Genomic DNA, 15,714 nt, shown 5'->3' with positions numbered 1-15,714 from the left:
GGGTGATCCAGCGCGCGGTGATCCACGTCCAGTCCTCAGGCCGCGAGGAGGTGACCGGCGCCAATGTGCTGGTGGCCATCTTCTCCGAGCGCGAGAGCCACGCCGCCTACTTCCTGCAGGAGCAGGAAATGACCCGCTATGACGCGGTCAACTACATCGCCCACGGCATCGCCAAGAAGGCCGGCACCAGCGAGGCCAAGCCGGTCAAGGGCTCTGAGGACGAGGAAAAGGCGGCGGTCAAGACCGGCGGCGAGGCCCTCGACGCCTACTGCGTGAACCTCAACGAGAAGGCCAAGCAGGGCAAGGTCGACCCCCTCATCGGCCGCTCCGCCGAGGTGGAGCGCTGCATCCAGATCCTGTGCCGCCGGACCAAGAACAACCCCCTGCTGGTGGGCGATCCGGGCGTCGGGAAAACCGCCATCGCCGAGGGCCTGGCCCGCAAGATCATCAACAAGCAGGTGCCGGAGGTCCTGGCCGGCTCGACCATCTTCTCCCTCGACATGGGCGCCCTGCTGGCGGGCACCCGCTATCGCGGCGACTTCGAGGAGCGGGTCAAGCAGGTGGTCAAGGAACTGGAAAACCACCCCGACGCCATCCTGTTCATCGACGAGATCCACACGGTGATCGGCGCCGGCGCCACCTCGGGCGGGGCGATGGACGCCTCGAACCTGCTGAAGCCCGCCCTGGCCTCGGGCTCCCTGCGCTGCATGGGCTCGACCACCTACAAGGAATTCCGCCAGCATTTCGAGAAGGACCGGGCCCTGGTCCGGCGCTTCCAGAAGATCGATGTGAACGAGCCGACCATCGAGGACTCGATCAAGATCCTGAAGGGGCTGAAGACCTACTACGAGGAGTTCCACAAGCTCCGCTACACCAATGACGCCCTGAAGTCGGCTGTGGAGCTTTCCGCCCGGTACATCTCGGACCGCAAGCTGCCGGACAAGGCCATCGACATCATCGATGAGGCCGGCGCGAGCCAGATGCTTCTGCCCGAAAGCCGGCGGAAGAAGGTCATCGGGGTGAAGGAGGTCGAGGCCGTGGTGGCCAAGATCGCCCGCATACCCCCCAAGTCTGTTTCCAAGTCCGATACCGAGGCCCTTCTGCAGCTGGAAACCGACCTGAAGCGGACCGTCTACGGCCAGGACGAGGCCATCGAGCAGCTGTCGGCCGCCATGAAGATGGCGCGTGCGGGACTGCGCGATCCGGCCAAGCCGATCGGCTGCTACCTGTTCTCGGGCCCCACCGGCACGGGCAAGACCGAAACCGCCCGCCAGCTGTCCTCGACCCTGGGGATCGAGCTCCTGCGTTTCGACATGAGCGAGTACATGGAGCGCCACACGGTCAGCCGGCTGATCGGGGCGCCTCCCGGCTATGTCGGGTTTGACCAGGGCGGCCTCCTGACCGACGCCGTCGACCAGCATCCGCACTGCGTGGTCCTGCTGGACGAGATCGAGAAGGCGCACCCGGACGTCTTCAATATCCTGCTCCAGGTCATGGACCATGGCGTCCTGACCGACGCCAACGGCAAGAAGGTCGACTTCCGCAACGTGGTCCTGATCATGACCACCAACGCCGGCGCCTCCGACGCCCAGCGCAACGCCATCGGCTTTGGCCGGGGCAAGCAGGAAGGCGAGGTCGAGGAAGCGCTCAAGCGCCTGTTCACGCCCGAATTCCGGAACCGGCTGGACGCGATCGTTCCCTTCCGTCCGCTGACGCCGGAGATCATCCGCCAGGTGGTGATCAAGTTCGTCCTGCAGCTGGAGGGCCAGCTGGCCGACCGGAACGTGACGATCGAGATCACCGACGAGGCGGCGGACTGGCTGGCCAAGAACGGCTTCGACGAGCTTTACGGGGCCCGCCCCCTGGGCCGCGTGATCCAGGAGCACATCAAGAAGCCCCTCGCCGACGAGATCCTCTTCGGGCGCCTGACCCGTGGCGGACACGTCAAGGTGATCCTGTCCGACGGCAAGATGGCCTTCGACATCGAAGGCGACAAACGCGAGAGCGGCGCTCCCGTGATCGAGTCGCCCCGAAAGGGCCATTCACCGGCGCCAGAGCTGGCGGACTGATCGGGCGGGTTGCCGGCGCGGAGGGCCTTCAACTCCTGACTTGGCGTCCCCCCGGAGCTCTCCTGTGGCTGAGCAATGGCTCTGTAATTCCTCCCCCGAGGGGGAGGTGGACCGGGGCGCAGCCCCGGGACGGAGGGGGTCTGCTGAGCCGACGTTGACCCCCTCACCCGGCTTCGCCGGGAGCTCCCCCTGATGGGGAGCAATTAACTCTGTAATTCCTCCCCTCGGATTCCGCCCCCCCACAAGGAGCGGGTCAGCTGATCTTCGCGGCGATCTGGCGGGCGAGCTCAGCGAGCTCGTCCGGGTCGGCCATGCCACCGGCGGCGTGCCGCCCCAGGGCGATCCCCTCCCAGCGGGGGATGATATGGAAGTGCAGGTGGTAGACCGTCTGCCCGGCCGGCGCGCCGTTGAACTGAGTGACGACCAGGCCGTCCGGGGACAGGGCCGCGCGCACGGCCCTGGCGACCCGCTGCACCGCCAGGATCAGGGGCGCGAGGCGGGCGGGATCCTCCTCCAGGAGGTTGCGGGCGTCGGAGTGCTTGGGAATGACCAGGGTGTGCCCGCGGCTCTGCGGGAAGACATCCATGAAGGCGAAGGCGTGCTCGTCCTCGAAGACGCGGGCGCAGGGCGCTTCGCCCCTGAGGATTTTCGCGAAGATGTTGCCCGGATCATAGGCGCCGTCGAGGCTCATGGCGGTCTCCCTGTCTTGCCGCCGCTGGATAACACGCCCGGTCTCAGGCGTCTCCCGACTGACGGAAGGGAGAGTAGGCCTCGGACAGCCATTCCATCTCTTGTTCCACGGCCTGCATTTCTCGCCTCAGATAATCCTCCACCGGTCCGCGCAGGGCCGGGTCGGCGATGAAGTGGGCGGAGTAGACGGGCGCCGGCAGGTAGCCCCGGGCGATCTTGTGCTGGCCCTGTGCGCCAGCTTCCACGCGGGCGAGCCCCCGGCCGATGGCCCACTCGATGGCCTGGTAATAGCAGAGTTCGAAGTGCAGGAAGGGCACGTCCTCTATGCAGCCCCAGTTGCGGCCGAACAGGCAGTCGCCGCCGATCAGGTTGAGGGCGCCTGCAATCCAGCGCCCGTTCCGACGGGCCATGACCAGCAGGACCCGGTCGGCCATGCGCTCCCCCAGCAAGGAGAAGAACAGCCGGTTCAGATAGGGCCGGCCCCACTTTCGCGACCCGGTGTCGACATAGAACCTGTAGAAGGCGTCCCAGTGCGCCTCGGTCAGGTCCGCGCCGGTCAGGCAGTGGATTTCCAGGCCCTGCACGGCGTCACGTCGCTCACGGCGGATGGTCTTCCGCCGCCCCGAGGACAGGTCGGCGAGGAAGTCGTCGAAGGTCGCATAGCCCCGGTTGAGCCAGTGATACTGCTGTCCCTCGCGCAGGGCCATTCCGGCCTCGCCCAGCCAGGTCCATTCCTCCCGGGTGGGGAAGTTCACGTGGACGCCCGAGGCGCCGTAACGCTCGCAGACGGTCAGGGCGCCGCCCAGCAGGGCCTTCCGGCCCTCGTCGGGGTCGATGTCCGGGCGCACCAGCAGGCGCGGGCCGGTGGCCGGAGTAAAGGGCGCGGCGCTGAGCAGCTTGGGATAGTAGCGCCCCCCGGCGCGCTCATAGGCGTCGGCCCAGGCATGATCGAAGATGTACTCGCCCTGGCTGTGCCCCTTCAGGTACAGCGGCATGACAGCGGCGACCCGCCCGCCCTCGTCCTCGACGGCCAGATGCTGCGGCCCCCAGCCCTGGGACTCTACAGCGCAACCAGCCTCTTCAGCACAGTCTAGAAAATCGAAACAGATAAAGGGGTTAAATGCCGAATCCTCGCGAAACGCACAGGCGTCCCAGTCCGCCTTGCCGATCTCGGCGATGCGGCGGCTGACGCGCACCGCAGGCTTAAGCTTCACGCCCGGAAGCCCTCGAAGATGATGTTGTCGCAGTGGGGGCGGGCCGCGTCAGCCTGCTCGGGCGTACGGGCCGTCCAGGCGATGACGGGCATTCCCGCCCTTCGGTGCGCCGCCGCCTCGGGAAGGTGGACGGTATCCAGGCTCATGGCCAGGAAGTGCGGCCGGGCGATGGCGACATGCTCCAGCCGTGCAAAGGCCTTGCGCTGCTCGGGGGAGATGTGGGTGGACTCATCATTCCAGCGATAGCTGTCCAGGCCACGCAGCACGCCCGGGAAGCGGTCTGCGTACCAGGCGTGGCTGTAGGGATTGAAGCCGATCACACAGGTCGGGCCGGCGTGATCCATGAGGATCTCGTGGACCCTCTGCTCGAGGGGGCCGACTTCGCCGAAGGGGGTCTTGAGTTCGACGTGAACCATGGCCCGATGACCAATCAGGGCCAGGGCCTCGAGCAAGGTCGGGATGGTCTCTTCCGTGCCCTTCAGGGACATCTCGGAGAGATCGGCGGCGGTGTGGTCCCTGACCCTGCCCTCACGGCCCGTCATCCGCTTCAGGGTGTTGTCGTGGAAGACAACCGCCTCGCCGTCCGCGGTGATGTGGACGTCCAGCTCGATGCTGTAGCCGGCCTGGCAGGCGGCCTGAAAGGCCCCGAGCGAGTTTTCGGGCGGGCCGTCAGGGCTCCAGAGCCCTCGGTGGGCGATGGCGGGACTGAAGAGGAGGTCCCAGGCCTCTCCGAACTGTGCGGTCATCGGACCTCCACCACCGCGTCGACCTCCACCGCGAAGTTCAGGGGCAGCCGATAGACGCCGACCGCCGAGCGCGCGTGCCGCCCTGCATCCCCGAAGGCGAGGACCATCAGGTCGGAGGCGCCGTTCACCACCTTCGGGATGTCGAAGAAGTCAGGGCCGGCCTGGACGAACCCGCCCAGCTTGACCACCCGGACCACCCGGTCGAGGTCGCCCTCGCAGACGGCCTTCATCTGGGCGATGAGGTTGATCCCGCAGAGGCGGGCGGCTGACTGGGCAGTCTCAAGGTCGATATCGACGCCCACTACGCCCCTCACCCCGCCGGTGGCGTCGAGGGAGACCTGACCGGAAATGTGGACCAGGGCCCCGCTCCGGACAAAGGGGACGTAGTTGGCGACCGGCGCCACCGGGACTGGCAGGACAAGGCCGGCGGCGGCAAGGCGGGCTTCGACTTCAGACATGGATCGAGACTATCCCCTGAGAAGGCCGCCGGACAGGGCGAACCTGGTCACTTTCAAGTTTGAGGCGGCGTGTCCCCGCCTCCGAGGACCCGCTTGGCCTCATCCGACCGGGCGGCGTCCGCCGGGCAGACGTCTCCCAGCCGGCGGGCGGTGGTGGTGGCCGTCCCCGCAAGCGGGATACCGGCGATCCGGGTCGAGAGGGACAGCTTCAGGCGGAAGGTCTCCGGCGTGTAACCTCCGTTCGCCGTGACGTCTGCAACCTGCCCTTCCTTGGTGGCGCAACTGCCCTTGAGAAGGATCTTCCCGTCCCCGACGGCGCGGGAGGGATAGGTGCACGCATAGTGGCGGTTCGACGGCGAGGTCATGAACCTGTGGATCTCGGAGGCGACCAGACAGCGCCTCTCCACCTTCTTCTGGGTGATCACGACCGTGAAGACGTTGGTCAGCTCCCAGTAGCCGGGCCGCGGGCGACCTACGCTGTCAGCCTGTGTCGGGCCTGCGATCGCAAGGACCGCAACCCCGGACGCCAGCGCCATTCCCAATCGCAACATCGCGCTTCGTTCCTTCCTGCCGCAACGTCCCGGGCCGCCTCACTGGCCTTGGGAGGTCGCCACCTGTACATCACGCGGAGACATGGGGTGTCGATTGCCTGATTCCGACCCGTCCGCGCCAGACGCATCCGCCGCCCCAGAGCTGGAACTGACGGTCGTCGTCCCGACCTTCAACGAGCGGGCGAACGTCCGCAAGCTGATCAGCCTGGTCGAAACGGCCCTGGGCGACCGGCGCTGGCAGATCATATTCGTCGATGACGACTCCCCGGACGGAACGGCGTCAGAGGTCAAGGCCATCGCCGCGCGGGATGGTCGTGTCCAGTGCCTGCACCGGGTCGGTCGCAGGGGACTCGCCGGGGCGGTGATCGAGGGGATCATGGCGAGCGCGGCGCCCTTCGTGGCGGTGATGGACGGCGATCTCCAGCATGATGAACGGCTTCTGCCCGAGATGCTCCGGGCGCTGCGCGAGGACGGCGCGGACCTTGCTGTGGGAAGCCGCTACTGCGGAGGCCCCGACGCCGATGCTTCGGCCCTCGGCGTCCGCCGGGAGGCGGGCAGCCGGCTCGCCAACTGGCTGGGCCGACAGGTGCTGAAGGCGGACCTCACCGATCCGATGAGCGGCTTCTTCATGGTCCGCCGGTCCCGGGTGGAGGCGGTGGCCCCGCGGCTTTCGACCTCAGGCTTCAAGGTGCTGTTCGACATCATCGCCTCCCAGGGGCGGCCGATGCGCATTGTCGAACTGCCCTATACCTTCCGCGCGAGGGAGGCGGGGGACTCCAAGCTCGATAACGGCGTCGTCGTCCAGTACCTGGGGCTGCTCGTGGCCAAGCTCAGCCGCGATGTCATTTCGCCCCGGTTCCTGATGTTCGCCATGGTGGGAGCCAGTGGGGTGGTCGTACATCTGGCCATTCTGCGGAGCCTCCTGCACCTGGGCTTCTCATGGGCCCAGACCCTGGCGGCTCTTGGCGCCATGACCTCCAACTACCTGATCAACAACGCCGTCACCTACCGGGACCGCCGGCTGAAGGGGCTGAAGCTGATCTCGGGCTACATCAAGTTCTGCGTTCTCTGCAGCGTGCCCCTGGCGGCCAATGTCGCGGTGGCGACGGTCGTCTATGAGCGCGGACCCTCCTGGTGGGTGGCGGGCCTCGCCGGCGCCGTCGTCGCCGCAGCCTGGAACTATGTCACGACCTCGAAGGCCGTCTGGTGAGGGCCCGATGATGAGGCTGGACGCCGTCCGCGGCCTCTGGCTGCTCATCCTTGCCCTCACGGCGGCGCGGCTCTGGGCGGCGGCGGCCATCCCCCTGACAGAGGACGAGGCCTATTACCGGCTTTGGTCGCAGCACCTGCACTTCGGGTACTACGATCACCCGCCGATGATCGCCTGGTGGATCCGGCTGGGGACTCTCCTGGCGGGAGATACGTCCCTGGGCGTACGCCTTCTGCCCGTTCTCGGCGCGGCGGCGACGACCTGGCTGACCGCGGATCTCGCCCGCCGGCTCGGCGGGAGCGCACGCACGGCGCTCGTCGCAGCCCTCGCCTACAACGCCATGCTGACCATCGGGGCTGGCGGCCTGATCGCCACCCCGGACGCCCCGGCCATCTTCTTCTGGGCCGCCACCCTGGCGGTGGTGGGTCGGATCTTCGCCGGGGGAAGCCCGCGCCTGTGGCTGCTGGCCGGGACCCTGGCGGGACTGGCCTGCATCTCCAAGTACTCCGCCCTCTTCCTCGCGCCCGGGATCGTCCTGTGGCTGGCGAGCTCCGCCGAGGGGCGGCGCAGGCTGCTCACGCCATGGCCCTGGATGGCCATCGCCCCGGCAGGGGCGATCTTCGCCACCAACCTCGCCTGGAACGCCGCGAACGGCTGGCTGACCTTCGAGAAACAGTTCGGACGGGTCGAGCCCTCGCAGTTCAGGCCCGCCTACCTGGGTGAGTTCCTCAGCACACAGTTCGTCCTCCTGAATCCCCTCATCGCGATCCTGGCGGGCGCCGGGGTCTGGGCGGCGGCGCGCAACCGCGGCCGGGTGGGGGGCATGGACCTCTCCCTGCCCCTCCTGGCCGCCCTGCCCTTCTGCCTCTACCTGTCCCTGCACAGCCTGCATGACCGGGTGCAGGCGCACTGGCCGGCCACCGTCTTCGGCGCCTTCGCCCTGGCCGCCGCAGCGGCGCTTCAGGCCCGCCCCGGGGGCTGGCGGCCCAGGGTGTTCGGGGCCGGCCTCGCCCTGGGCGCCGTCGCCATGGCCGGGACCCTGGCCTGGGGGGGGCTGCAGGGTCCGCCGCTCAACGGCCGCACCGACCCCCTCCTTCCCATCCGCGGCTGGCCGCAATTCGCCGGAGAGGTCGAGGCCGCCCGCGTCCGGGCCGGCGCGGAGTGGGTGGGGGTGGCGCACTACGGAGCCCTGTCCCAGCTGGCCGCGACAGGCCGGATCGGGGCGCCCCTCGTCCACCTGATCGAGCGGGAGCGGTGGCCGGATGCGGCGCCCGCGCCGGTCGACCGGCCCGGCCTCGTCCTCGACAAGAGCCGGCGCCTGTCGCTGGCGGACCTTCAGGCCTGCTTCCGCACGGTGACGCCGGTGGGCGAACTCGTGCGCGGCGTCCCCACCAGCCGGGTCGACCGCTATCCCGTCTTCCGCGTCGAGGGTCCGGTCGAAGGCCTGCTCGCCAGCGGATGCCCAGACGAGCTGGGGAAGAACCGGCGGCGCTAGGCGGCGGCCCCAACTCCTCCCCCAAGGGGCGACTGGCCCGCAACACGGACCGGCGGAGGCAGCTGAAGCCCCGCAGCGCCCCCTCACCCCGCTTCGCGGGGAGCTCCCCCTGGGAGGGGGAGCAATTAAGCCATTGTCATTCCTCCACCTCTTGAGGGGGAGGTGGACCGCGCAGCGGGCCGGAGGGGGTGTGCCTAGCGACCGGTGAAGTCCGCCGGGCGCTTCTCGAGGAAGGAGACCATGCCCTCGCGGAAGTCGCGGGTGCGCATCAGCTGCAGGAACTGCAGGTAGACGTGGTGCACATGGTCATTGAACGTCTCGTTCAGGCCCATGCGCATCAGGCGCTTGGCGGACTGCACCGCCAGGGGCGCATTGTCGGCGATCTCGCGGGCCATGGCGCGGGCGGCGGACTGCAGCTCGTCGTCGGCCACGACGGCGTTGGTGAGGCCAAGCTCGAGGGACTCGTCCGCCGTGAGGGTGCGGCCGGTGAAGATCAACTCGGCGGCCTTCGCCCAGCCCAGCAGGCGCGGCAGGATCCAGGTGCCGCCGGACTCCGGCACGATGCCCCGGCGGACGAAGGCGGCGGCCATCTTGGCGCTGCGGGCCATGATGCGGATGTCGCAGCCCATGGCGGTGTCCATGCCGTAACCGGCGGCCGAGCCGTTCAGGGCGCAGATGGTCGGCTTGTCCATGGCGAACAGGACGGTGGGCGGGGTGTTGCGCAGGTCCAGGTTGACCGAGACGTTCTGGCTGGACGGGTCCGAGCCGATCCCCGAGCCCGACGTGGCGCCCACCAGGTCGAGGCCGGCGCAGAAGGCCTTGCCCGTCCCGGTCAGGATGACCACCCGGACCTCCGGGTCTTCGTTCGCCTGGACCAGCAGTGCCGTCAGCTGGTTCAGCATGGGGCCGGAAATGGTGTTCAGCCGCTCGGGGCGGTTGAGGGTGAGCGTCGCGATACCTTCGGACACCTCGTAGAGGACCTCGTCGGTCCGGTCCTGGGTCATGGCCATGGTTTCCTCCTGATGTTCTGGTTTCAGCGGACCTTCACCGACACGTAGGACGGCTGGTCGATGGCGATCTGGTCTTCGATGCCGGCCTTGAGGGCGGCGAGGAGGCCGGGGGTGGAGACGTCCATCTCGCCGGTGCGCAGGCGCGCGCAGAGCTCGGCGTTCAAGGTCTTCAGGTCGCCCTCTATGCCCAGCAGGGGCGAGAGACGCGCAGTCGCAGCGGCCTCAGCGACCGGTCCCTGGACCAGCTCGCGCTTGACGGCGTTGAGGGCGTTGACCGCCACCCGAGAGAGGAAGGCGTCGCGGGGGTTCAGCTGGGGGCGGATGGACTCCACCCAGCCGGCCACCGCCTCGATGAGTTCGTCCGCCCGGGGATGCTCGATCACAGGCCCGCCTCCAGAAGGTTCACCAGGTCGATCTCGGTCTCGGAGACCCGACGGCCGATCATCGGACGCTCCACCGAGTTTGTCGCCCCCGTCGCGTAGCTGGAATACATCATCAGGCACATGATGCCCCACTTGAGGGAGCCGAGGGCCTGCCAGAACAGGACCCGGGAGAGGGGAATCTCGACACCCCCGGCCTCGATGTAGCCTTCCAGCAGGTCCTGGTACTCGCCGAAGCCGCCCACCGGCCGGTCGGCGCGGCCAAAGCGCCAGGAGTTGACGCAAAGCCAGCCCAGGTCCTCCGCCGGGTCGCCCACATGGGCCAGCTCCCAGTCGAGGACGGCGACCACCCCGTGGTCCGGATCGAACATCATGTTCCCATTCCGGAAGTCGCCATGCAGGACGACGTTGGGCATGGGCGGGGGCAGGTTCCGCCGCATGTGCTGGATCGCCATTTCGAGGATCGGCCGCTCGGCGCCGGAGGACCGGTAGATGGCCTCGTAGCGGTCCAGTTCGCCCTGGGCGTCGGCGGTCGTGAGGGGCGTGGCGTCCAGGGGGATGGTGTGGATCCGGGCGAGGATCTGGCCGCATTGCCGCGCCAGGTGCGGCCGCACCCGGTCGAATCGCGGGTCGGCGACGATCTTTCGACCGAGGGTCTCCCCGGCGACGAAGCCCGTGATGTGACCTTCGCCCAGGCCGTCGTCAGGCTGGCAGAGCCGGACCAGGGGCGCGACAGGGGCGCCGGCGTGCTCCGCCGCCCGGATCAGGGCCGCCTCCGCCGCCATGGAGGCCGAGCGGGAGGTCTCCGGGTCCATGGGAACCGCTCTCCGGCGAAGGATCAGGGGCCGGGGCTCGCCGCCGCCAACGATGGTGAAGGCCCAGGTCTCCATGCTCGCCCCGCCAGTAAGGCGCTGGGCCTTCTCGACGGCGGTTCCCCCCAGCTTCGGGGCCAGGGCGTTGAGGGCGGCGGGAATATCGACTTCCATGACGTAGCGGCGCCTCAGCAGAGTTGCGGACTTGACGATCTGCCCGCCCGAGGGTGGGCTTGTAAATCGTGAACATCAATGGAAACGGCGCAAGACCGGCTGACCCAAGGGAAACGTCATGGACTTCAACCTTCCCCCTGAACTCGTTGCTTATCTTGCGGAACTCGATGAGTTCATCGAGCGCGTGATCAAGCCGCTCGAGCGCAAGGACGACAACATCCGGTTCTTCGACCACCGCCGGGAGTGGGCGCGGACCGACTGGGACCGCGGCGGCCTGCCGCGGCACGAGTGGGAGGACCTGCTGGGCCAGGCGCGCCGGCTGGCCGACGAGGCTGGCCACCTGCGCTTCGCCTGGCCGACGGAAATGGGCGGCAAGGGCGGGTCGAACCTCGCCATGGCGGTGATCCGCGAGCACCTGGCGGCCAAGGGCCTGGGCCTGCACAACGACCTGCAGAACGAGCACTCGATCGTCGGGAACAACCCCTTCATCCTGATGTTCAAGGAGTTCGCCACCAACGCCCAGTACGACAAGTACGCCGACCTCCTGCTGAACGGGAAGATGCGCACCATCTTCGGCCTGACCGAGCCCCTGCACGGCTCGGACGCGACACACATGGAGACCCGCGCCGTCCCCCACGAAAAAGACGGCAAGCCCGGCTGGCTGATCAACGGCGAGAAGATGTGGTCCACCGGCATGCACGTGGCCACGCACTGCATGGTCTTCGCCCGCACCAGCGGCAATGACGGCGACGCCACCGGCATCACCTGCTTCATCGTGCCGGCGGACGCGCCCGGGGTGAAGGTCGAGGAGTACCTCTGGACCTTCAACATGCCCACCGACCACCCGCGGGTCAGCTTCACCAATGTCTGGATCCCCGAAGACAGCTACTGGGGCGTGATCGACCGCGGCCTGGGCCTCGGCCAGAGCTTCGTGCACCAGAATCGTATCCGGCAGGCGGCGTCCTCGCTCGGCGCGGCGGTCTACTGCATCGAGGAGAGCGTCAAGTACGCCCGGATGCGCAAGCCCTTCGGCAAGCCCCTGGCCGACAACCAGGCCATCCAGTGGCCCCTGGTCGAGCTGGCCACCCAGGCCGAAATGCTGCGCCTGCTGATCCGCAAGACCGCCTGGCAGATGGACCAGATGGAGCACAAGGCCGTGGAGCGCGAGCTCTCCGACAAGGTCTCCATGTGCAACTACTGGGGCAACCGCCTGGTCTGCGAGGCCGCCGACCGGGCCATGCAGGTGCACGGCGGCATCGGCTATTCGCGCCACAAGCCCTTCGAGCATATCTACCGCCACCACCGCCGCTACCGGATCACCGAGGGCTCTGAGGAGATCCAGATGCGCAAGGTGGCGGCCTTCCTGTTCGGCTACATGGGCCCGCGCCGGAAGGAGTTCGCCGACCTGACCTGGGACGACGTCGACTACCGCAACCAGAGGTAGCCAGGCGGCGGCTCAACAGACCCCCTCCGGCCCGCTGCGCGGTCCACCTCCCCCTGGAAGGTGGAGGAGTTACAATGCGTTCATTGCTCCCCATCAGGGGGAGCTCCCCGCGAAGCGGGGTGAGGGGGTCAACGGCCGCCAGGATCAGGCCCCGTACAGCCTCTCGAACAATGGCGGCAGGCCGTCGGGCAGGCCGGCCAGGGGACCGGAGGACAGGAGCAGGACCACCTCGTCGCCGGACAGGGTGGAAAGGGCCTCCAGGGCTTCGGCGGCGTCCATCACGGGGCGGGCGTCCACGCTTGCCGCCCGGGTCCGATCCACGATCTCGGCCAGGGTCGATTGGTGATGGCTCTCCGCGCCGTGCCCCGGCGGGGGCAGGATCAGCACACTGTCGGCCCCCTCGAAGACCGTGTCGTACCAGGACAGGGCGTCCCGGGACCGCCAGGAAAAGGTGTGCGGCTCGAAGACCACGATGAGCCGCCGGTCCGGGAAGTGCAGCCGCATCGCCTCGATGGCCGAGCGCGCCTTCTCCCAGGAGGAGCCGAAGCCCTCGACCACCGGGATGCGGGAGGTGCGGGTCAGCCGGTCCAGCCGGCGCCGGATGCCCTCGAAGGTCGAGACCGCGCGGACCAACCCCTCGCGGTCCACCAGCCCCGCCTCGAGCAGCAGGGCCGAGACCCCGACGATGTTCTCGATGTTGTGGGCGCCGAGAAGTCCGGTGGTCATGGGCGTGCGGGCGCCGTCCGGCGCAACGAGGTCAAAGCGCGAGATGTCCCCGAACACCTCGTCCTGGGCCCGCCAGCCGCCCTCCCCGCCGCCGTACCAGACGATCCGGGCCCGGGTCTCGCCGGCGACCTCGCGCACGGCGGGGTGGTCGCGCAGCACGGCGAGCCCCTCTGACGGCAGGCTGCGGAGGAGCCGCCGGAAGGGCGCCTCGTACTCGGCGAAGGTCGGGAAGACGTTGACGTGGTCGTGGATCAGGGAGGTCAGCAGCAGCCTGTCCGGATGGTAGAGGTCGAACTTGGACCGGCGGTCGTTCGGCCCGACGATGTACTCGTCGCCCTCCAGGATCATCTCCGGCGATAGGCCCCAGCGCCCGGTCGCCGGCAGGGAAGGCGAGATGGCGCCCACCAGCCACCCGGCGTCGACCCCGCAGGACCTCAGGACATGGGCGGCCAGGGCCGCGCAGGTGGACTTGCCGAAAGAGCCCGCCACCACGGTGTTGACCCGGTCCCGGGAAAGGTCGCCCACCAGTGCGGGGAAGGTGGTGACCCTCACACCGCGACGCCGCGCCTCGGCGGCCTCGACATTGTCGTCTCCCCCCAGCTTGGCGCTGGCCCCCTGGACGAGGACGTCCAGGTCCGCGGGCAGGTTGGCGGCGTCCAGCCGCCATGCGACCGGCAGGCCCAGCCCCTCGACGAAGGTGGACATGGGAGGGAAGACGTCCTGGTCGGAGCCCGAGACCGCGTGGCCGGCGTCCTGCATCATCTGGGCGACAGCCGCCATGCCGGCGCCGGCGATTCCGGTGAAATGGATTTTCATGCCGCCTTCCCTGCAGCCGCCGGCGTTAAGTGATGATTAACCATACCGAGCCAGCCTGCCCTCGTCTTCTTCGAAGACATCCCATCACCACCATCACCTTGCGCCCGGCTTCGGTCGGGCGTCCTTTTTTCGGGCCTTGGAGAGTCCGTTCGCAGGTGGTGTAGTGCCTCCCAAGGATTGAGGGAGGACAGCGCATGGCCAGGGCCGCAGCCGGCTTCAAGACCCGCCTGGAGCCGCAGGACGAGTTCCCGCACGATCCGGGGACCTTCAAGAACTACAACGAAAGCATGTACTTCAACGTGTTCGACCCGGCCCGGAAGGCCGGGGGCTGGTTCCGGATCGGCAACCGGCCCAACGAGCACTATGCCGAGATGACGGTCTGCCTCTACCTGCCGGACGGCCGGGTGGCCTTCATGTTCGGCCGGCCGACCATCGAGGGAAACACCGAGATGAACGCCGGCGGCCTGAAGGTCGAGGTGGTCGAGCCCTTCAAGCGCCTCCGCGTGACCTACTCCGGCAAGGCCCTGCTCCTTGCGCGCCCCCACGAGATGGCCGACCCAAAGCGCGCCTTCCGCGAGAACCCGTCGGTTCCCTGCACGGTGGAGCTGGACTACGAGGGCGTCTCGCCCATGTACGGCGGCGAGACCGTGCGCGAGGACGGGACCCCGATCGAGATCGACCCCGAGAAGTCCTTCGCCAAGGCCCATTACGAGCAGCACTGCGCCGCCAGCGGCCGGTTCACCGTGGGCGACGAGGTCTTCGAGATCAACGGCCATGGCCTGAGAGACAAGTCCTGGGGACCCCGCCACTGGCAGGCCATCGACTGGTACCGCTGGTGCCCGATGAACTTCGGCCGTGACTTCGGGATGATGCTGTCGGTCATCGGCGACGGAAAGGGCGGCGCCCGGCAGGGCGGCATGGTCTTCCGCGACGGGATCTACGACCTCATCAAGGAATGCCGGATCGAGAGCGACTGGGACGAGCACGGCTACCAGACCCAGCTTCGCGCCGAGGTGAAGACCGAGGGCGGGAAGACCTATTCCGTGACCGGCCGGGTCATGTCGCTGATCCCCCTCCGCAACCGGCGCACAACGCCCGATGGGGTCGAACTGCAGACCCGGATCACCGAGGGCATGACCGAGTACCGCTGCGGCGACCTGGTGGGTTACGGCCTTTCGGAGTACCTCGACCAGATCATCGACGGCCAGCCCAATGGCAAGGCCGCCGGCTACTGAGGCGCCAGGGCGACGGACCCGCTTGCGCGGGTGGGCGGCGCGGTCTATAGCCCCGGTCCTTCCAGGTGATCCCCGATAGCTCAGCTGGTAGAGCAGTCGGCTGTTAACCGACTTGTCGCAGGTTCGAGTCCTGCTCGGGGAGCCATCCTCTTCCATACCGTCCCGCTCTAGAGGGCGACTGCGTCAGAGAGGCGCCATGGAGGTCTTCTACGACCAGATCGCGGACTGGTGGACCGTGATCTCCCCCCTCTCCGACTACACCGGAGAGTGCGCCGAGATCCGTCGTGTCCTGAAGGCCCGCCGGCCCGAGGCGCGGACCCTGCTGGAGCTGGGCAGCGGCGGCGGACATGTGGCCTTCCACATGAAGTTGGACCTCGACTGCACCCTGACCGACCTCAGCCCCGCCATGCTGGAGGTCTCCCAGCGCCTGAACCCCGAGTGCCTTCACATCCAGGGCGACATGCGGACCCTGGACCTCGACCGGCGCTTCGACATCGTCCTGGCCCACGACGCCATCGCCTACATGACCTCGGAGGCCGACCTGAGGGCCGCCTTCGCCACCGCCCGACGCCACCTCTCCCCCGGCGGGCTGGCCCTCTTCATTCCCGACGAGTTCCTCGAGACCTTCGAACCCGGCGAGTCCTATCTGTTTGGCGGCGAGACGCCGGATGGAAGGTCCGCCCG

Annotated in this window: 15 protein-coding genes and 1 tRNA gene; 7 read left to right on the top strand and 9 right to left on the bottom strand. The window is 68.3% G+C overall.

The features are described 5' to 3' along the window. On the top strand, positions 1-2,069 hold a 2,069-nt coding region (gene clpA / locus INE98_RS10475), incomplete at its 5' end, for an ATP-dependent Clp protease ATP-binding subunit ClpA (protein WP_293538766.1). A gap of 253 nt (positions 2,070-2,322) precedes the next feature. Here the strand turns inward: clpA and INE98_RS10470 are convergent. Genes INE98_RS10470 through INE98_RS10450 form a run of 5 tightly spaced genes read right to left on the bottom strand, consistent with a single transcriptional unit; the run spans position 2,323 to position 5,728 of the window. Further along, positions 2,323-2,760, bottom strand: a complete 438-nt coding sequence (locus INE98_RS10470; RefSeq protein ID WP_293538765.1) for an HIT family protein — start codon at positions 2,758-2,760, stop codon at positions 2,323-2,325. Between the two features lie 43 nt (positions 2,761-2,803). Continuing rightward, entirely contained in the window at positions 2,804-3,973 is a 1,170-nt protein-coding gene (locus tag INE98_RS10465; RefSeq protein WP_293538764.1) for a GNAT family N-acetyltransferase, read from the bottom strand. After that, positions 3,970-4,719 (bottom strand): glycerophosphodiester phosphodiesterase, encoded by a 750-nt coding sequence (locus INE98_RS10460; protein ID WP_293538763.1) that lies wholly within the window; start codon positions 4,717-4,719, stop codon positions 3,970-3,972. The genes INE98_RS10465 and INE98_RS10460 overlap by 4 nt, the downstream gene beginning before the upstream one ends. Continuing rightward, positions 4,716-5,177 (bottom strand): RidA family protein, encoded by a 462-nt coding sequence (locus INE98_RS10455; protein WP_293538762.1) that lies wholly within the window; start codon positions 5,175-5,177, stop codon positions 4,716-4,718. Before INE98_RS10455 ends, INE98_RS10460 begins: the two co-directional genes overlap by 4 nt. A 53-nt stretch (positions 5,178-5,230) precedes the next feature. Further along, on the bottom strand, positions 5,231-5,728 hold the full coding sequence (locus INE98_RS10450) for a DUF3617 family protein (protein ID WP_293538761.1): 498 nt from the start codon (positions 5,726-5,728) through the stop codon (positions 5,231-5,233). A 94-nt stretch (positions 5,729-5,822) separates the two neighbouring features. On the opposite strand from INE98_RS10450, the gene INE98_RS10445 reads away from it, so the two are divergent. Together INE98_RS10445 and INE98_RS10440 are read left to right on the top strand one after the other, a co-directional pair. Further along, positions 5,823-6,938, top strand: coding sequence for a glycosyltransferase family 2 protein (locus tag INE98_RS10445; protein ID WP_293538760.1), 1,116 nt, complete (start codon positions 5,823-5,825; stop codon positions 6,936-6,938). A 7-nt stretch (positions 6,939-6,945) separates the two neighbouring features. After that, the gene (locus INE98_RS10440) at positions 6,946-8,433 is read left to right on the top strand and encodes a glycosyltransferase family 39 protein (protein ID WP_293538759.1); all 1,488 of its coding nucleotides are present in this window, start codon (positions 6,946-6,948) and stop codon (positions 8,431-8,433) included. Positions 8,434-8,627: 194 nt separating this feature from the next. Here INE98_RS10440 and INE98_RS10435 read toward each other — a convergent pair whose 3' ends face one another. Genes INE98_RS10435 through INE98_RS10425 form a run of 3 tightly spaced genes read right to left on the bottom strand, consistent with a single transcriptional unit; the run spans position 8,628 to position 10,809 of the window. Next, complete coding sequence (locus INE98_RS10435) at positions 8,628-9,443, bottom strand: enoyl-CoA hydratase-related protein (RefSeq protein ID WP_293538758.1); 816 nt, start codon at positions 9,441-9,443, stop codon at positions 8,628-8,630. Between the two features lie 23 nt (positions 9,444-9,466). Next, positions 9,467-9,826: a DUF6285 domain-containing protein gene (locus tag INE98_RS10430; RefSeq protein WP_293538757.1), complete on the bottom strand. Its 360-nt coding sequence runs from the start codon at positions 9,824-9,826 to the stop codon at positions 9,467-9,469. After that, positions 9,823-10,809, bottom strand: a complete 987-nt coding sequence (locus tag INE98_RS10425) for a phosphotransferase family protein (RefSeq protein ID WP_293538756.1) — start codon at positions 10,807-10,809, stop codon at positions 9,823-9,825. Before INE98_RS10425 ends, INE98_RS10430 begins: the two co-directional genes overlap by 4 nt. A 118-nt stretch (positions 10,810-10,927) precedes the next feature. Between INE98_RS10425 and INE98_RS10420 the strand changes: the two genes are divergently transcribed. Further along, positions 10,928-12,253, top strand: coding sequence for an acyl-CoA dehydrogenase family protein (locus tag INE98_RS10420; RefSeq protein ID WP_293538755.1), 1,326 nt, complete (start codon positions 10,928-10,930; stop codon positions 12,251-12,253). A 144-nt stretch (positions 12,254-12,397) separates the two neighbouring features. On the opposite strand, the gene INE98_RS10415 is transcribed toward INE98_RS10420, so the two are convergent. Beyond that, a complete protein-coding gene (locus INE98_RS10415; protein WP_293538754.1) occupies positions 12,398-13,795 on the bottom strand; it encodes a Mur ligase family protein in 1,398 nt (465 codons plus the stop codon). 194 nt (positions 13,796-13,989) lie between these two features. Here INE98_RS10415 and INE98_RS10410 point away from each other — a divergent pair, with 194 nt between their 5' ends. From INE98_RS10410 to INE98_RS10400, 3 genes are all read left to right on the top strand, one after another. After that, a complete protein-coding gene (locus tag INE98_RS10410) occupies positions 13,990-15,030 on the top strand; it encodes a hypothetical protein (protein WP_293538753.1) in 1,041 nt (346 codons plus the stop codon). A gap of 69 nt (positions 15,031-15,099) precedes the next feature. Next, positions 15,100-15,175: transfer RNA gene (locus tag INE98_RS10405), tRNA-Asn, on the top strand. Positions 15,176-15,226: 51 nt separating this feature from the next. Continuing rightward, positions 15,227-15,714: trans-aconitate 2-methyltransferase (locus INE98_RS10400; protein WP_293538752.1), on the top strand; the 488-nt coding region annotated here is incomplete at its 3' end.

Source organism: Phenylobacterium sp. (assembly GCF_020253645.1).
Taxonomy (GTDB): domain Bacteria; phylum Pseudomonadota; class Alphaproteobacteria; order Caulobacterales; family Caulobacteraceae; genus Phenylobacterium.
This window is presented reverse-complemented; position numbering and strand designations above follow the sequence as displayed.

Coding starts and splice junctions, on each gene's coding strand:
- INE98_RS10425 (WP_293538756.1), bottom strand. CDS start 10,809: ATGGAAGTCGATATTCCCGCCGCCCTCAACGCCCTGGCCCCGAAGCTG.
- INE98_RS10420 (WP_293538755.1), top strand. CDS start 10,928: ATGGACTTCAACCTTCCCCCTGAACTCGTTGCTTATCTTGCGGAACTC.
- INE98_RS10450 (WP_293538761.1), bottom strand. CDS start 5,728: ATGTTGCGATTGGGAATGGCGCTGGCGTCCGGGGTTGCGGTCCTTGCG.
- INE98_RS10415 (WP_293538754.1), bottom strand. CDS start 13,795: ATGAAAATCCATTTCACCGGAATCGCCGGCGCCGGCATGGCGGCTGTC.
- INE98_RS10410 (WP_293538753.1), top strand. CDS start 13,990: ATGGCCAGGGCCGCAGCCGGCTTCAAGACCCGCCTGGAGCCGCAGGAC.
- INE98_RS10455 (WP_293538762.1), bottom strand. CDS start 5,177: ATGTCTGAAGTCGAAGCCCGCCTTGCCGCCGCCGGCCTTGTCCTGCCA.
- INE98_RS10440 (WP_293538759.1), top strand. CDS start 6,946: ATGATGAGGCTGGACGCCGTCCGCGGCCTCTGGCTGCTCATCCTTGCC.
- INE98_RS10460 (WP_293538763.1), bottom strand. CDS start 4,719: ATGACCGCACAGTTCGGAGAGGCCTGGGACCTCCTCTTCAGTCCCGCC.
- INE98_RS10435 (WP_293538758.1), bottom strand. CDS start 9,443: ATGGCCATGACCCAGGACCGGACCGACGAGGTCCTCTACGAGGTGTCC.
- INE98_RS10470 (WP_293538765.1), bottom strand. CDS start 2,760: ATGAGCCTCGACGGCGCCTATGATCCGGGCAACATCTTCGCGAAAATC.